This is a genomic window from Clostridioides sp. GD02367 (assembly GCF_045900275.1).
Lineage (GTDB): Bacteria > Bacillota > Clostridia > Peptostreptococcales > Peptostreptococcaceae > Clostridioides > Clostridioides difficile_A.
Genome location: NZ_JBJODK010000005.1, coordinates 229,406 through 245,727, shown reverse-complemented (window position 1 = coordinate 245,727; position 16,322 = coordinate 229,406). Strand labels below are relative to the sequence as shown.

16 protein-coding genes are annotated in these 16,322 nt (G+C 31.1%); 1 reads left to right on the top strand and 15 read right to left on the bottom strand.

Annotated elements, in window-relative coordinates:
• Positions 1-209 precede the first annotated feature (209 nt).
• A complete protein-coding gene (locus Q3223_RS09270) occupies positions 210-1,085 on the top strand; it encodes a DUF4300 family protein (RefSeq protein WP_407811890.1) in 876 nt (291 codons plus the stop codon).
• A 170-nt stretch (positions 1,086-1,255) separates the two neighbouring features.
• Here Q3223_RS09270 and hisJ read toward each other — a convergent pair whose 3' ends face one another.
• From hisJ to lpdA, 15 genes are all read right to left on the bottom strand, one after another.
• Positions 1,256-2,035, bottom strand: coding sequence for a histidinol-phosphatase HisJ (hisJ, locus tag Q3223_RS09265; RefSeq protein WP_219673877.1), 780 nt, complete (start codon positions 2,033-2,035; stop codon positions 1,256-1,258).
• A 311-nt stretch (positions 2,036-2,346) separates the two neighbouring features.
• Positions 2,347-2,697 (bottom strand): zinc transporter, encoded by a 351-nt coding sequence (locus Q3223_RS09260; protein WP_407811889.1) that lies wholly within the window; start codon positions 2,695-2,697, stop codon positions 2,347-2,349.
• Positions 2,698-2,712: 15 nt separating this feature from the next.
• Entirely contained in the window at positions 2,713-3,129 is a 417-nt protein-coding gene (locus Q3223_RS09255) for a DUF3842 family protein (RefSeq protein WP_054269261.1), read from the bottom strand.
• Positions 3,130-3,147: 18 nt separating this feature from the next.
• Positions 3,148-3,339, bottom strand: coding sequence for a CooT family nickel-binding protein (locus tag Q3223_RS09250; RefSeq protein ID WP_003418375.1), 192 nt, complete (start codon positions 3,337-3,339; stop codon positions 3,148-3,150).
• Positions 3,340-3,489: 150 nt separating this feature from the next.
• Complete coding sequence (locus Q3223_RS09245) at positions 3,490-4,305, bottom strand: lipoate--protein ligase family protein (RefSeq protein ID WP_054276058.1); 816 nt, start codon at positions 4,303-4,305, stop codon at positions 3,490-3,492.
• Between the two features lie 46 nt (positions 4,306-4,351).
• Positions 4,352-5,290 (bottom strand): radical SAM protein, encoded by a 939-nt coding sequence (locus Q3223_RS09240; RefSeq protein ID WP_054269259.1) that lies wholly within the window; start codon positions 5,288-5,290, stop codon positions 4,352-4,354.
• Positions 5,287-6,159, bottom strand: a complete 873-nt coding sequence (locus Q3223_RS09235) for a radical SAM protein (protein WP_407811888.1) — start codon at positions 6,157-6,159, stop codon at positions 5,287-5,289. The genes Q3223_RS09240 and Q3223_RS09235 overlap by 4 nt, the downstream gene beginning before the upstream one ends.
• A 24-nt stretch (positions 6,160-6,183) precedes the next feature.
• A complete protein-coding gene (gene acsV / locus Q3223_RS09230) occupies positions 6,184-8,112 on the bottom strand; it encodes a corrinoid activation/regeneration protein AcsV (RefSeq protein WP_054269257.1) in 1,929 nt (642 codons plus the stop codon).
• Between the two features lie 111 nt (positions 8,113-8,223).
• Positions 8,224-8,601, bottom strand: a complete 378-nt coding sequence (gene gcvH / locus Q3223_RS09225) for a glycine cleavage system protein GcvH (protein ID WP_003418363.1) — start codon at positions 8,599-8,601, stop codon at positions 8,224-8,226.
• Positions 8,602-8,687: 86 nt separating this feature from the next.
• The gene (gene acsB, locus Q3223_RS09220) at positions 8,688-10,814 is read right to left on the bottom strand and encodes an acetyl-CoA decarbonylase/synthase complex subunit alpha/beta (protein WP_054269256.1); all 2,127 of its coding nucleotides are present in this window, start codon (positions 10,812-10,814) and stop codon (positions 8,688-8,690) included.
• 56 nt (positions 10,815-10,870) lie between these two features.
• The gene (gene acsE / locus Q3223_RS09215; protein ID WP_021383485.1) at positions 10,871-11,677 is read right to left on the bottom strand and encodes a carbon monoxide dehydrogenase/acetyl-CoA synthase methytransferase subunit; all 807 of its coding nucleotides are present in this window, start codon (positions 11,675-11,677) and stop codon (positions 10,871-10,873) included.
• A 49-nt stretch (positions 11,678-11,726) separates the two neighbouring features.
• Positions 11,727-13,094 carry an acetyl-CoA decarbonylase/synthase complex subunit gamma gene (gene acsC, locus Q3223_RS09210; protein ID WP_054269255.1) on the bottom strand — a complete coding sequence of 456 codons (1,368 nt, stop codon included), beginning with the start codon at positions 13,092-13,094 and terminating at the stop codon, positions 11,727-11,729.
• A 30-nt stretch (positions 13,095-13,124) separates the two neighbouring features.
• Complete coding sequence (gene acsD / locus Q3223_RS09205) at positions 13,125-14,069, bottom strand: acetyl-CoA decarbonylase/synthase complex subunit delta (protein WP_054269254.1); 945 nt, start codon at positions 14,067-14,069, stop codon at positions 13,125-13,127.
• 19 nt (positions 14,070-14,088) lie between these two features.
• Positions 14,089-14,859: a carbon monoxide dehydrogenase accessory protein CooC gene (locus tag Q3223_RS09200; RefSeq protein ID WP_021383511.1), complete on the bottom strand. Its 771-nt coding sequence runs from the start codon at positions 14,857-14,859 to the stop codon at positions 14,089-14,091.
• A gap of 54 nt (positions 14,860-14,913) precedes the next feature.
• Positions 14,914-16,299, bottom strand: coding sequence for a dihydrolipoyl dehydrogenase (gene lpdA / locus Q3223_RS09195; protein WP_021383534.1), 1,386 nt, complete (start codon positions 16,297-16,299; stop codon positions 14,914-14,916).
• Between the last annotated feature and the right edge of the window lie 23 nt (positions 16,300-16,322).

Sequence of the window (16,322 nt, the reverse complement as noted above, 5' to 3'; positions counted from 1 at the left end):
ATATATCAAACATACTAAGCATAATTTTCTAAACATTCATAAAATACATACCCCATCTTAGTATATATATTTAAATTTTCAAAAAAAGTTTTAAATAACGTTATATTTTTTACAACAGTTTTGTAATTAAAAACATATTGAAGCTAAAATTAAATGTACTATATACTATAAATATGTCGACAAAATAAATTAAAAAAGGAGAGATAGAAGTGAAAAAAAATCTATTAATAGTAATGTGCTCAGTTGTCTTAGTGTTATCAAGTATAATTACTATATTTGCATACTCCAATATCAAGAATAATAAACTAGTTTATTCTAATATGGTAGATAAGAAAATTCAAAATAATGTAAAAGAAGTTTTAGAAGAAAATAAGGTTAGTAAACAAGACATAGATACATTCATTAAAGCGATTAATAATTATAACAAACATCAAGTTAAAATACTCCAAAATAATATAAACATATCTAAATCAGGATATTCTTCAACTGATGAAAAGCAAGTTCCATACAACCTTGAAAAACTACAAGATAATTGGATGAAAAAATACACTGATTATATGGACGTAAATTGTAGAATAACAGCTTTTAGACTTTTCAAAGATTTTATAAATTCAAATAAGAAATTTACTGGAGACTCTATTGATTTAAATATAGACTTAGATACTATAACGAACAATAAAGATGCTAAATTTAGTCCCAAAGATGTAGAAAAATTTATTAACTTTTTTTCTGCAATACCAACTAAAGACACAGATGACATAAGCAAAAATGCAGAACAAATAAAAAGTGAATGGAAAAAGAGAAAAATATCTTTTAGAGATAATAAAAATATGTCTATTATAAGTGGATTTATTCGCTATCCAGAAACTAAAAATGTATTTATAGGTCATACAGGTATATGTATTAAGACTAGTAATGATATTTTATTTATAGAAAAGTATGGAGTTACAGCTCCTTATCAAGTTACTAAATTTAAAAGTAAAAAAGATGTAAAGAATTATATGTTCAATAGATTGAAAATGTCAGAAGGAGGAGGAGAATTACTTGACCCAATAATAATGGAAAATGATAAACTTATGAAGTAATTGCTTTAAACACAAAATAATATTTCTAATTACTAAATTAACATAAGAACATACAAATAAAATATATTAGTTTTAATTTCCATTATTATTTTAAATTAATCAAACTTACAAAAGACTGTAGATAAATTTATTTTATACAAACTTATCTACAGTCTTTTATGTGAATATCGCTAAAAAATATTATAATTATTTATTTCCTCTGCACAATGAGAATCTGACCCTAGAACTAGCGGAATATCATATTCTTTTACTAATTTTAATAAGTATCCATCTATATAAGGTTCTTTACAGTACTCTTTTCTATTACCAGAAACATTGTAGTCAAGCTCATATCCTTTTTCTTTGACTAACTTTATTAAATCTTCAAGAATCTTATTTCCTTCATAATCATATGGGAATACTTGATTAAACTTTCTAACTAAATTTAAATGCCCTATTCTTCTTGGCTTATATATTCCTAAATCCGAATTTACAGCTTTTATCAACGTCTCATAATACTTATTATAAACATCTTCAATACTTCCTAGTTTGTCAATCAAATTTTGAAACTCTTCCACACTATAATCCACACAATAATAACCATCATCAATCTTAATTATATGTACTGATAAAAGAGAATCCTCTAATTCTTCTCCATATTTATCTAAGTTTTGTTTTATTCCTTCTTCATACCCTTCTATAAAATCTACTTCCGACCCTACATTTATCTTAATTTCATCCTTATATTTTTCCTTCAACTTCTTAACATCATTGAGATACTTTGGTAAGTCTTCAATACTCATACAACTATCATTTTCAGGAGCAGGGTCTTTAAATCCATCTGCATATGGAAAATGCTCTGTAAATGTCATTTCTGTTATGCCAACAGCAATTGCTCTTTGTATATATTTTTCAAAATCATCCTTACTTCCATGAGGACAATAAGGTGAATGTATATGACCGTCTTTCATAAATAACTCATCTCCTTTTTAAATAAAAACTTCTTATAAACATATAAATTCTTTAAACTCTAAAATAAAATCTTTTAATCATACTAATCTTTATTATATCTAATATCGAAGTAATTTTAAACAGTCTTAAGAGTATCTTAACATTAATATTCGTTTTAAATAGTAATACACAGTATATTAACATTGAACACCCCAATTTTACAGTAAAATTTACTCATTAAGATATATTACAAATTTAACAGAAATTTCAATAATTAAATAGCAAAAACGTAAAAATCGCCTATATCAAATATATAAGCGATTAATCATATTTACATATGTTTTTTGGCCTCTAGCAACATCTTATTAGCTTCTTCCATACACTCTATAGCTTTTTCAATACTCTTTGCTGTCTCTTCTTTTCCAATTGCTCTAGCCTTTTCAACCCACTCTCTAAATCCTTCTTCATGAGTTTCATTGTGATTTATCCAATGTACTAAAAGTATTTTTAAAGTTTTTTCATCCTTAGACTCTGATGATTCCTCATGACTATGTTCGTGGTCGTGGTCATGAGCATGGTCATGTGGATGTTCATGACATATATCTCCATGAATATGTTCGTGGCAGTGGTCATGGTCATGATTGCCATGATGATATTTTACAATCTCTCTATCAAAAATCATTAGTTATTCCCCCTGTTATTTTATATTAAATTCTTTCTTTATAAGACTTACAGAATCTTTTACAAGTAGTGCTAATGGTTTACCTTCTAATCCAACTAACTCTATATTTTCAGGCATAATAGGTAACAGTATCTTTAGTGCCTCACTATCTGCAATAGCTTCACTTATATTACAAGTAACTTCTCCCATCATAGAATTAGGTATTATTACAGAAATAGGTGCAACTACTATATTTGCTTTTTTGGCTGACACTACTATAGCATTTTCCCCTGTAGCTCCTTTATTAGCATGAGCTTTCATCATAGAACTAGTTGCTATAGAATTAGTCCCTAGTGCATAAATTTCTACATATGTAGGTAATTCTTCTCTCAGAGAAGAAACTATCTGGGCTCCAATACCTCCACCCATTCCATCTATCACTGCTATTATCATATGAAATTCCCCTATTAATTAATTTTCTTGTATTATTATCTTATGGTCCATCAATCTTATTTCTTTAATTATCCCATCTATTATCTTTTGCTCTCCTAATAAATCAGTTAAATAAATCTTTCCATCACAAGGGTCTATATTAACCACATTTTCCATAACCTTTTCTAACTCATTATTACTTTTACAAATGAAAGCTGATGATTCACACATATAAATCTCCTCCTAATATGATTTTTATTAAAAATCAAAAAAAGATTTCCTTAGGTATTTCAATACACCAAAGAAATCTTCATGATTTCAATTTTCGTATATTATTATACCTTAAGTATAGCACTTTAATTTATATAAAGTCAATTAAAGTTAACGCTTTTTATTGTACTCTTCATTCTTATATTTTTCATATAATTCTTTAGCTAATTGCTTCTCATAATCAGTCAAATCTTCCTCTACAAATTCAACATTAAATTGGTCAGCTAATCCTTTTACTATGTTTTCTTGCAGAGTATCTATGTCTATTTTTTTCCCAAGTTCATTTTCTATTCCACTAGCCTTCTTAGCTGTAAACTTCATAGCCCTTTCCTTGAGTTCTGGTGTTTTAGTTTTTATTAATTTGAATAATTTTTCTACATCGAAATTCAATATTATTGAACCATGTTGCAATAAAACTCCATCTTTTCTGCTTTGAGCACTTCCAATAACCTTCTTATTATTAATGGTAACTTCATATGATGCATGTGCATTAAAACATGCAGCTGATATATTTTCCCTACTTATTCTCTCGCCTTTATTTAAATTATCAGTTTCTATACCACCCAAATTCAAGCCTTTAACTAGACCTTCACTTATATATCTATAAGATAGATTAATACTCTTATCTATTAAAGGGTTCTCTTCTCCTATAATTATACTATAAGTTAGCTCATTATCATGTAATACAGCCCTTCCCCCTGTAATTCTTCTGGTGTAATCTATATTCATACATCTACACTTATCCAAATCTATCTCATCTTCCAATTTCTGAAAATATCCTATACTTAAACAAGCTGGCTCCCATGTATAAAATCTAAGTGTCGGCTTATTATGTCCTTTCTTATATGCAGTAAATATAGCTTCATCAATTGCCATATTCATTGCACCATCATATGATTTATTATGTATAACTCTCCACTGATTCATGATTATTACGCCTCCATCTTTAGTACAAATATATCCTAGAAATCATTTATAAATTTATTTCTTTTATAGCTAAATCTATCTCACTTTGATTTAAAGGTCTTGAATAGTTGTATATAGTACTTCCTGGTCTTTCATTATAATATGGTCTATTGCAATCCTTACATCCTCTTATTTCAAAAGGATAACCTTTGTTTATGTCTTTTATAATATCATTATCAAGTTTGATATTATCTAAATATCCATTTTTAAATTCAAAACATTCTTTTGAGTAGCCTTTATTTATCATATAAGACATTAATTGTACTCTTCTATAACTTTCTATATTTGGTTGGCTTATTTTTTCCATTTTAGTTCCTCTAACTGGAGTAAATGCAAATAAGCTAATCGTTATGTTATTTTCCTTTAAATAATTATATAGATTATATATATCCTCATGACTTTCACCCATCCCAACTATTATATGAGTACTTATTTTATTAGGATATGATTTTGACATCTCAGTTATAAACTTTAACTTCTCATCATAATTATTTCCTTTTATTTTTTCATACAATTCTTTATTTGCTGCATCTATTGCTACTCCTATTTTATCTACTCCTGCTGAAAAAAACTTATTTATTTCTTCATCACTCTCTAACTTTGCAGACAATGAAATCGGCATATCTATTTTTTCATTTATATAATTTATAAAATCTAAAACAGACTTATGAGCTTCTTCACTTGCCATTGATTGAATACATATTCTCTTTATATTTTTCTTTTTATAAATTCTTAAAGCATCCAATATTTCTTCTTTAGGAAACTCTGGCCAAACTACTCTTGATAACTTATCTTTTCTAGTGCTACTTTCTATTGATTGAGAGCAAAAACTGCATTTGTTTATACATTTTTCTCCAATCATTATATATGCTGTAGTAGGAGGTATATCGCTTTTTTTGTTTAATATCCCAAGTTCTATCGCTGTCCCAGATGATAGTCTAATCATAAAACGCAACACTCCTTACATTCAGTTATTATCATATTCATTTCTATAGCCTTATTCTTAGCAGATTTTGATGGTAATACTATTCTATTAACTCCACACATTATAGATAACTGGTCTAACTCTTTTCTATATGTTCCTCTTGGTCTCATACAACCTAGATTAATTTCAGTATATGGCAAATTAATTCTAGCTTCACATAAGATATCTGCTACTTCTTCTAGCTCAGGAGGCTCTACATTCTCATACTCAGTCCCTTTTGTTGGAATAAGTACTATAAATGTAAGTTTATTAGGAGGATTTTTTTGTAGGTATTCTATAATTTCATATTCACCCTTTATTTGCCCTCCTTTTAAACCAATACATATATGTGGTGCTACTTCTGTATTTTCTCTTATTGTATTGTAAGCTTCAATGTAGTCTTCTTTACTCTTTTCAATCTTATAAACTTCTCTTATTGTTTCTCTATCAAATACTAAATCAAAAGAAACTACATCTAAATACTTACACAACTCTATAATTCTATCTTTCTCCATAAGCCCTAAATGAGCATTCAATCTATATCCCTGCTCTTTTAAATCTTTAATAGCCTTGATATGAGTATTTATTGGTACATCTCCTTCATAGCTACAACCACCACTTAATAAAAAACTAGTTATATTTCTTGATTGTACTTTTTCTTTATAATCTTCTATTGGCACCATATTGTTTAAGTAGTGACCATTACAATGAGCACACTTTAAGCTACATTTATTACTTGTAGTACTAAGTGCTAATGTCTGATTAGGATAGGCAAAATCTATTTTATTACCAAAATTATTTAGTCTAATATCAAAAGCGATTTTCATTTTTTCAGATAAATTTTTATTCATAATTTATTCCTTTTAAGTTATGTTTTACTCTTCAAGTAATCTTTTTGCTGTTGGGAACTGCTCTATATTTGTATGTGGTAAGAAGCATGCAGATATAAATTCATCCATATAGCTTGGATATACACTAAGTTCAACATAAGTCATCTGATTACCTATTTCTTCAAGCTTATTTTTTGCATCTTTACTTATAAGAGCTAAGTAGGAACCAACAAGCGAACTATTTCCAATATAAGTGAATTTTTCTCTGTCAATATCAGGAAGTAATCCTATAATTATTGAGTTTTCTATGTCTAAGTTATTTCCTATACCACCTGCTATATAAACTCTATCTAATATGCTAAAGTCCATACCTAAGCTATCTACAAGAGTATATGCACCTGAATATATAGCTCCTTTAGCTCTTATAAAGTTATCTATATCAACTTCATTTACTACTATATCATTTTCTAAGTCAAATTCTTCTTTAAATGCTAATACATATTCTCCTATCTCATGCTCATTAAATCTAACTCTCTTATTATCTAAATCTCTGTATATCTTACCTCTTCTATCTATTACACCTTTAGTAATCATTTGGCAAATTAAATCAATTATACCAGAACCACATATACCAACTGGAGCACATTCATCAATAATCTTTAGTGTTGGCTCTAGAGTTTCTTTATCAATAGCTACTTTTTCTATTGCTCCTGCTGATGCTCTCATTCCACAGCTTATACCTCCACCCTCAAAGGCAGGTCCTGCTGAACATGCACAACTCATCATATAGTCTTGATTACCAAATACTATCTCTCCATTAGTTCCTAAATCTATAAATAAAACATTTTCTTCACTTGACCATATACCTGCTGATAATACACCTGCTGTTATATCTCCTCCTACATAACTTGCAACAGATGGAGCTAAGTACACATATGCACTATCATTTACGAAAAGACCCACATTTTCACCCATAAGTTTTGGAGATTTTAAAAATGGAGGTATGTAAGGCTCTTGTCTTAAGAAGTCTGTATACACACCTAAGAATAAGCTTGTCATGGTTGTATTTCCAGCAGCTACTAATGTAACTACATCCTCTTTATTTATGCCATTTCTTTCGTATATTGTTTTCAATAGAGGATTTATAGTTTCTTCAACTATAGCCTTATTAAGTGTCTCTAACCCATTTTTCTTAGTTGAATATATAATTCTATTTATAACATCTGCCCCATATTTTATCTGTGCATTTCCAGAAGAAGCTTTATCTACTACTTCTTTTGAATATAAGTCAACTAGGCATACAACTACTGAAGTTGTACCAATATCTATTGCAACTCCATACAATGAATTTTCTTTGTTGCCTTCTTCTATATTTATAATTGTAAGCTTCTTTTGTTTTTGGACATAAGTTATTGTAACTTTAAAATCACTCTTTCTAAATATTGTTGGCATCTTTCTAAGTATATCTAGTCTAAAATCGATTTCATTATATCCTAGATTATTTCTAACATATCTCTCTAATCTATCTACATCACTTATATTATCGTCTAAGTTCGGCTCTTCCATTTCTATGTATTTCTTTTTTATATTTGTTTTAAATTGAAGATTATGCTCTTCAATTATCTTTTTAGCTCTTTCAAAAATTTCTCTATCTTCTTTTTTATTACTACCTTCTATCTTCATACCATGCATAGAAGATGATAGTTTAGAAGGAACTTCAATTTCTATATCTGAAACTACTTTTGTACAACAAGCTAATATATAACCTTGCTCCCACTCGTCATCCGTTATATGTCTTGTTTTTTCTGTATCAACTTTCCCATTCAATAATTTTACCTTACATTTACCACAGGATACATTTCCATTACAAGGAGCATCTATAAATACATCTGCATTTCTTGCAACCTCTAATAACACATCCCCCTCATTGCAATAAACTTCTTTATTGTTTGGTGTAAAAGTTACTTTTATCATACTATCCCTCCCAATTTGTTCTATATATTATAAAAGGAAAGTATAGCTAAATTTGCGTGCACTCAAATTTTACTATACTTTCCCCAATTATAATAATATACTAATCTTTAATTATTCTAATCCAGCCTCGTATTCTTTATCACTTAATAACGTATCAAGTTCAGCAACATCAGCTAGTTTTACTTTTAATATCCAGTTTTCATATGGGTCTTCATTTATACATTCTGGCTCATCTTCTAATTTTTCATTAACTTCTAATACCTCACCATTAACAGGAGATATTAAGTCAGAAGCTACTTTAGAAGATTCAACTACTCCAAAATCTACTCCCTTAGTTACAGTATCTTCTACTTCTGGTGTTTCAACAAATAATATTTCTCCTAATTGATCTTGAGCATAATCTGTTATACCTATATATACAACATCTCCATCAATTACTTTGACCCACTCATGATCTTTAGAGTATTTTAATTCTGGTAATAATTTCATTTCGATAGACCCCCAATATTATATTATTGATTAAATTATTTAAATCATATTAATATTATATCACACTATTTTAAATTTTCCATCAATTACATTACACTTTCCATAGCTAATGCTGGATGACCTTTTTCTTCTAAGAAAGCTAATACGCCTTCAGAATCGTCAGCTATAGTTTCATCACAAACCATATCACAGAAGTTTTCTATTCCAGTCATTTCTTTAACTGTAGCATTTAATTTATCAGCTACATAATCTTTTAATTCTTTTGGCATCCAAACTATTCTTTCTGGTCCACCTTCTGCATAAGCAAACTTTTTAGAAGATATGAAATGTCTTCCATGTCCCATGAATCCTGGAGTTTGAACTCCTCCACCTGTCATAGAAGCAAGTTCTCCGAAAGTCATACCAACTGGAGTAACACTTGGGAACTCTCTATTAACTACAACAAATCCATTTGCTTCTGGCATTATACCACAGATACACTCGAAGCATCCACAAGAAGTCATAGGGTCTTCTAATATAGAGTATAATGTAACAGCTTCAACTGCACCTTGAGATATTTGGTTTACAGTTTCATTTACTGAATTCCATACACCTGTTCTATCGTCTAAGCACTCGCCTTTTTCTATTGGTTGACAAGGACCTGTTGGGTCTAGTTCTTTAGTAGCCTTAGCATCTAACCAGCTAACTGCTCCACAAAGACCAAGTCTTTCAGGAGTAACAACACAAACATGAGCTGGTGCAAATGATTGACATAAGTTACAAGAATAGAAAGTATCAACACTTTCATCAATTAATGAAGCTAATCTTTCATCTCTAGCATTGTACTTAGCTATTGCTTCACCTTTTAATTCAGAAACTTTTTCAGCATCTGTAATTATAGTTATTTCACACTTATCAACTACTGATTCAAATTCATCTAACATTTTAGCATATAAAACTTCTCCTATATGCTCAAGTCTAAATCCTTTATCAAATGCATCTTTAGATATTCTTACCCAAGCCATATCTCTTTGTCCAACGTGCATTACACCTTCTATATAGTTTAAGAAGTAGTGGAAACGTCTCTCAAGAACTGGCTCGAAATCTTCTTGCATGTTTTTACCAGCTATCTTAACTATTACAGCAAGTGGTAATCTCAATACACCATCTGCCTCAACTTCATCTATATTTGGTCCTATTATTTCTATCTTATGGTCTTCAACTTCTGCTGCTTCTTTCTTAACAACAAGTTCCCAAGCTTCAGTTCTATTTCCACCAAACTCAGCAAACATATCGCTCTTTCTAATTCTCTCACCTTCAAATGCTGCTGCAAATGAAACTGGTATAGGTATTTCAGTAACTTTTATTTTTATTCCTCTAGCTTCTAATGAAGTAGCTACTATCTTATCGTAATCTTTTTGAGTTAATAAGTTCATTGGAACTTCAAGAACTGTTTGGTCAGTTACAACTGGGAATCCTAAAGCTATTGCTCCAGCACCTGCAGATACAACTAATTCACTTAATGGTCCAAATGCATTAACAAATGCAGGAACTCTATTAGATGTGTACTCTAATAATCCATTTAAATCACCAGGAGTTAATCCACCGAATATTAATGCTGCTCTTACTGCAACAGATACAACGTGTATAACAGAAGTTACATCGTATCCTAGAGGTATAACTCTTAGTTCAAGACCCATTTTTACTCCAGCTTCTATAGCTTGGTCTATAACTTTACCAACTAAGAAAGTTAATAAACCTTTAGATTGGTAATCTTTTATAACTTTTGCTGCTGATTCAGCATCAGGACATTCACCAAGAACAACTGCAACACCAGGTATATCTCCTGTAACTAGTGGTACACCAAGTGATCTGATTATAGGGTCAGTTATATGACCTGCACATGGCTCACTATATGGAGCATCCATAGTTGAGTATTTTAATGCTTCAATTACTTCTGCGGCTAAAGCTGTAGCTAAACCAGCATTAAAAGCATGTTCTAATAAATGAGTTCTGTTTATTAAAGATTTTACTACTTCTAAAGCAGCTTCTAAGTCCCCTAAAGTGTTCATTTTTTGTCCTGTTGCAGCATATATACAAGGTAATGAATATGCTGTATCAGGGAAAGCAACTTTATGTTCTTTTCCGTTTTTTTCTATAGCTTCAGCTAGCATAGCTTGAGCTGCACCTAAAGCTTGTTCTGACCCTGTAAAGATTATATTATATAGATTCATTCTATTTCCCCCTTTAATATTTACACCTATTTTTTATTAACTATACCCTAAAAACCCTAGAAAGCAAATCCACCTTCATTTAACTCTAAGAAAGAGTCTGCATATAAAGATGCCCCATTGATTATGTCACAAGATTTTACAGTTTTCATTAATTCTGGGTCACATGGATTCATTATAGCTGAACTAAATCCATTAGCCATTGCCATTGCTAAGAATGCACTATCTAAAACAGGTCTAACATGTTTAGGACATCCATTAGATACGTTAGATAATCCTCCTGTAGTTAAAAGTCCCATTTCAGTCATCATTTTTATAGCTTCTAAAACTTCTACTTGTTTTTCTTGCATACCTTTTATAACTAAGCATAATGGGTCGAATAATATATCAGTTGGTTCCATTCCTAACATTAAGCCTTTTTCTAATATTTCTTGGCAGTAAGCCATACGCTCATCATTATCTCTTGGGATACCTTCTTTTGCACATAAACCTATAACCATTGATTCATATTCAGCTGCTATATCTATTAAATCAAATCTTGAGCCAGCATCAGCAGAGTTTATTATTGGTTTTGCATTAGTTCTATCATAAACTTTAAGTCCAGCTTCGATAGCTTTTTTATTAGCTGTATCTAGAGCTATAGGAACATTGTTGAACTCAGATTGAAGTAATTTGATTCCCCATGTCATTATTTCTTCGCCATCTCTTTCAGCAGGTCCTATGTTGAAATCTATATAATGTGCTCCTGCTTCTAATTGTTCTTTTGCTCTTTTTAATATTGGAGCTGGATCTCTTTCTGCTAATGCCTTTCTTATTGAAGGTGAGATACAGTGTATTCTTTCACCTATAATCATAAATTTTTCCATTTATAATGTCCCCCTTTAAATTTAATATTAATAGTTAGTTAATATTTTATTAGTTTGTTTGGCATGCTTTTTCTTGGTATCCTTTTAAGAACTTAGGTAATTCCATAGATTCTTCTGGTCCTATAACTACACTCCATCCTGGTAAGTTGTCTTCTATATCACCTTTAAGTACTGCAACTTTTCCTGGAATGATAAGGTCTTTACAATTAGTTACTTCTTCTACTTTACTTTCTTTAATGAAAGCAGAGATTGAATTTCCACCAAATTTACCAGCAGCCCAAGATGTAAGAACTGAATATCCACCTGCATCTGGTATTACTAACCATACTGGAACTTTTGATCTTTCTATGTCTCCAGCAACTATGAAGTAAGTTAATGCAAAGTCAACAGTAACTAATACTGGAGAATTTTCATCTGGGTTATTGATTGGGTAAATCTTTGGTTCAACTCTCATTGGTCTTTGTGGGTCAGTGTATATATTTTGTCTTAGTGCAAATAATGGTAACGCCTTAGCGTAACTGATATCATCTATTACTATTATAGAACCGTATTTTATAGTAAATATTGATGATAAAGCAATTTCCATCATAGGGTTAGAATTAGATAATCTATTTGCAAATACTATTGAAGGATATCCAAATGTTCTATCTTGCTCTTTTAAAGCTATTCTTCTAACTTGTATAGCATTAGTGTAAGTATCTTTTATGTTTTCTCCAGTTACATCTAATACTAATTCTTTATATCCAGCAGCTTGAACTAATTCAACTGTTTCATATAATTCTTCTAGGCTACCAGCTTTTACACCTAATGGTAAACTTGCTCCTTTAACTACTTCTATCATATCTTTGTAGTTCTCTTTAGTTGCTCCATATACCATTGGTCTAGCATCTTTTAATACTTCAGCAGCTTCTTTAACTACTTGCGCATCATCACAAGCTAAAATGTAAGCTACTTCTAATCCACTGCCTTTTATCTTATCTATTAATTTTAAGTATGCATCTTTATCTCCACAGTACTCTAGAACAACCATTTCAACTTTCATTTGTTCACCAATTCTTACATAGTCAACTTTTTTCATGTTAGCTATTTTAGAATCTACTGCCTCATCACTCATACAAGTACAGAATGAAACTGCATATCTATTTCTACTTACTAATGTTTTTTCATGTCTAAATAATACTGTTTCTCCACCTAGTTCATATTCAGATGCACCAGTACCAACTTTTAAAGCTTTCATTAAAGGTGCTGTAGCTTCTGATAATTTCGCTATAGCGTCATCAGACATGTGTGGGCATTTACCTACTTCTACAGCTCCTGAAGCAACCTTCATAGAGAAAGCCATACAAGTTGGGAATCCACAATCCTTACAGTTTTTCTTTGGTGTTAATTTAAATATATCTAAAGCTTTTAATGCCATTATTTTTTCCCCCTAACCTTAACAATTTAATTAAGCTAATGCGTTAACCAATTCTTTTATAGTTTCTATTGATTTTGGATGACGAAGTATAACTGCGTTTGAACCACCTACTAAAACACTTGCTGCAGTTGAAACTTCCATTGCTATAGTTCTTTCTTCTGGACAACCCCAATCTGGCTCATCTTCTATTGGAGCTATAGCTTCTTTAACATGACCTACTTCAAAAGCTACTGGTGTTATGATAGGCATTTGTAATGTCTTATCATTTTGACCAAATGCTGCAAGTCTAATTCTATCCATAGTAGATGCAACATACTCATATCCATAACCAACTGCTGAACATCCAACATTCATAACTATATTTTCACCTTTAACGCCTAATTGAGTTAACAGTACGTTTAATTGTTTAGCTAGGTTTATATCAACAGAAGATTCAGCTCCAACTTTGTGTGCATAAGCCATACCAGCTGATGCTCCTACTCCTTTGTAGTTATCTTCTACTGCTGACATAAATAAGCAGTTATGCCCATCTAATGTTTGAGCTAATTTTTCAAACAATTTACCATCTTTTTCATGATTTCCTGAACCTGCTACAACTAAAGGTAATTCTATTGCTTCAATTACTGCTTTAGCTACATCAGCACATTCATCAACTGACTTATCTAATCCATTTGGGTCAGAACCATCAAATTTTAAGCAAATAAAGTCTGCTTGTGTATTAGCTTCAACATATTTAGCCCATTCTACCGGACACTTAGCTACATCTTTGTATAACTCTTTATATGAATCAGTCCAGCTTTCAGGATAAACGTCTGATATTTCTATACCTATTTTTGGAGAATGCCCTACTTCTCCATCAAAACTATAAAAAGGTAATACATTTTCCCCACCTAATTTAATTGCCTTTTCCCCTATTCCTACTTCAACTTCTGATATTTTTCCAGAATATTTTTGAGTAGACATTTTAAATGCCATATTTTTTTCCCCCTTAAACCTATTTTAATTCTAATTTAGCAAAAATCTCTTTCATAGCCACTTTAGATTTTGAATCTTCAGGTAAATTAACTAAAGGAATACCTGTAGAATCATATTCATATATCAATTCATCCATAGGTACAACACCGATTAACTCTAGGTTATGTTTTTCAATTTCTTCTTTAACACCATCATTCATAACCCCATTTGGAACTTTATTTACAATTAGAAGTATTCTTCCAACATTTAATTTTAGTTCCTCAGCTAAATCTCTTATTCTAGCAACAGCTTGTATGCTACGTCTTGAGCAATCACTAACCAATAAAAGTGTATCAACATGTCTAGTGACTTTTCTACTTAGATGTTCCATACCAGCTTCGTTGTCCATGACTAAGTATTTGTAATGACCAGATATTTTATTTACTTGTTCTCTAAGTATTCCATTTACAAAACAGTAACATCCTTCACCTTCTGATCTACCCATTACTAATAAGTCATATCCTTCGCCTTCTTCAATTATAGAGTTCAATCTAAATTGTAGATATTGTGCTTTTGTCATACCACCAGGGAATGCATTGCCTAACTTTTCTCTTTGATTTACTTCTTCTCTTATTTCTCCTATCGTTGCTTCAACTTCGATACCTAATACTTCATTTATGTTAGCATTAGCATCAGCATCTACAACTAATACTGGTCCCTTATTGTCCTTAACCAAATAATCAATCAAAAGCCCTGTGAGACTTGTTTTACCAGTTCCACCTTTTCCTGCAACAGCTATATTGTATCCCATTTTAAGACTTCCCCCTTAAATCAGCCACAGAGCCTTATGTACTCTGTTTACGTATTATAATTTAGGTACAGAATGAACACATTCACCATGTACATCATGAAGAGCTTCCATTAGTCCTTCTGATAAACTTGGATGTGGATGTATTGCATCCCCTACTTGTTCTACTGTTAATCCTAGATGAACAGCTAGTGACAACTCAGTTAATAAATCTGTAGCATGAGGCCCTACTACTGCTGCACCTATTATTTTATCTGTTTCTTTATCAGCTATAATCTTTACAAATCCTTGGAAATGTCCTATAGCTTGTGCTTTTCCAAGACCTCTAAAGTCAAATTGACCTACATTGTATTCTACACCTTCAGCTTCAAGTTGCTTTTCAGTTTTACCAACACCAGCAACTTCAGGCTCTGTATAAACACATCTTGGAATTGCTCTATAATCTACTACCTTAGTCTTACCTAAAGCATTTTCAACTGCTACGATACCTTCCTTAGAAGCAACATGTGCTAAGAAAGGAGTATCTATTATATCACCTATTGCGTATATACCTTCTACATTAGTTTCAAGATGCTCATTAACTACTACTTTTCCTCTTTCCATTTCAATTCCTATATCTTCTACTCCAGAATTATCAAGGTTAGGTCTTCTACCAACACATACTAGTGCATATTGTGCTTCTATAACCTTTCCATTAGAAAGAGTTGCAACAGCTTTGCCATCAACTACTTCACAAGTTTGTACTCCAATACCTGTGATAACTTTAATTTTATCTTTCTTAAATTGTCTAAGCAGTTGCTTAGCTACATCTTTATCTTCATTTAATAGTATTTGGTCAACCATCTCAACTATAGTTACTTCTGTTCCTAAGGCTCTAAAGAACTGCCCTATTTCACATCCTATAACTCCACCACCTACTATTAACATAGATTCAGGTATCTCTTCAAGTCCAAGAACTTCATCACTAGTTATTACTATTTTTCCATCATATGGGAACATTCTTGGTACAACTGGAACAGAACCATTTGCTAGTATTATCTTGTCAGCTTTTATAGTCTCTACTGTTCCATCTTCTTTTGTTACCTCTATAGTATTCTTATCAATTAATTTTCCAAAACCATTAACTAGTTTTACTCCTCTTTTTTCAAATAGGAATTCTATACCACTTATTAATTGATTTACAACTTTATTTTTTCTTTCCATTATGGCAGTGAAGTTTGGTGTAACTGTTCCATCTATTTCTATACCAAAATCTTTTGCTTCTCTTACAGTGTTTAATACTCCAGAAGAAGCAAGAAGTGCTTTAGTTGGTATACATCCTGCATTTAAACAAGTTCCTCCAACTCTTCTTTTTTCAATAACTGTTACCTCTGCACCAAGCATAGAAGCTTTTATAGCTGCTACATATCCACCTGGTCCACCACCTACTACTACTATCTTCATCCTTAATTCCCCCAAACCTTATA

What these genes read in the sequence shown, in the direction of transcription:
- acsB (WP_054269256.1), bottom strand. Translation starts at nt 10,814, where the DNA reads ATGAATCTATATAATATAATCTTTACAGGGTCAGAACAAGCTTTAGGT.
- acsE (WP_021383485.1), bottom strand. Translation starts at nt 11,677, where the DNA reads ATGGAAAAATTTATGATTATAGGTGAAAGAATACACTGTATCTCACCT.
- Q3223_RS09260 (WP_407811889.1), bottom strand. Translation starts at nt 2,697, where the DNA reads ATGATTTTTGATAGAGAGATTGTAAAATATCATCATGGCAATCATGAC.
- Q3223_RS09240 (WP_054269259.1), bottom strand. Translation starts at nt 5,290, where the DNA reads ATGATTAGACTATCATCTGGGACAGCGATAGAACTTGGGATATTAAAC.
- Q3223_RS09245 (WP_054276058.1), bottom strand. Translation starts at nt 4,305, where the DNA reads ATGAATCAGTGGAGAGTTATACATAATAAATCATATGATGGTGCAATG.
- gcvH (WP_003418363.1), bottom strand. Translation starts at nt 8,601, where the DNA reads ATGAAATTATTACCAGAATTAAAATACTCTAAAGATCATGAGTGGGTC.
- Q3223_RS09235 (WP_407811888.1), bottom strand. Translation starts at nt 6,159, where the DNA reads ATGAATAAAAATTTATCTGAAAAAATGAAAATCGCTTTTGATATTAGA.
- Q3223_RS09200 (WP_021383511.1), bottom strand. Translation starts at nt 14,859, where the DNA reads ATGGGATACAATATAGCTGTTGCAGGAAAAGGTGGAACTGGTAAAACA.
- acsV (WP_054269257.1), bottom strand. Translation starts at nt 8,112, where the DNA reads ATGATAAAAGTAACTTTTACACCAAACAATAAAGAAGTTTATTGCAAT.
- Q3223_RS09255 (WP_054269261.1), bottom strand. Translation starts at nt 3,129, where the DNA reads ATGATAATAGCAGTGATAGATGGAATGGGTGGAGGTATTGGAGCCCAG.
- acsD (WP_054269254.1), bottom strand. Translation starts at nt 14,069, where the DNA reads ATGGCATTTAAAATGTCTACTCAAAAATATTCTGGAAAAATATCAGAA.
- Q3223_RS09250 (WP_003418375.1), bottom strand. Translation starts at nt 3,339, where the DNA reads ATGTGTGAATCATCAGCTTTCATTTGTAAAAGTAATAATGAGTTAGAA.
- lpdA (WP_021383534.1), bottom strand. Translation starts at nt 16,299, where the DNA reads ATGAAGATAGTAGTAGTAGGTGGTGGACCAGGTGGATATGTAGCAGCT.
- acsC (WP_054269255.1), bottom strand. Translation starts at nt 13,094, where the DNA reads ATGGCATTAAAAGCTTTAGATATATTTAAATTAACACCAAAGAAAAAC.
- hisJ (WP_219673877.1), bottom strand. Translation starts at nt 2,035, where the DNA reads ATGAAAGACGGTCATATACATTCACCTTATTGTCCTCATGGAAGTAAG.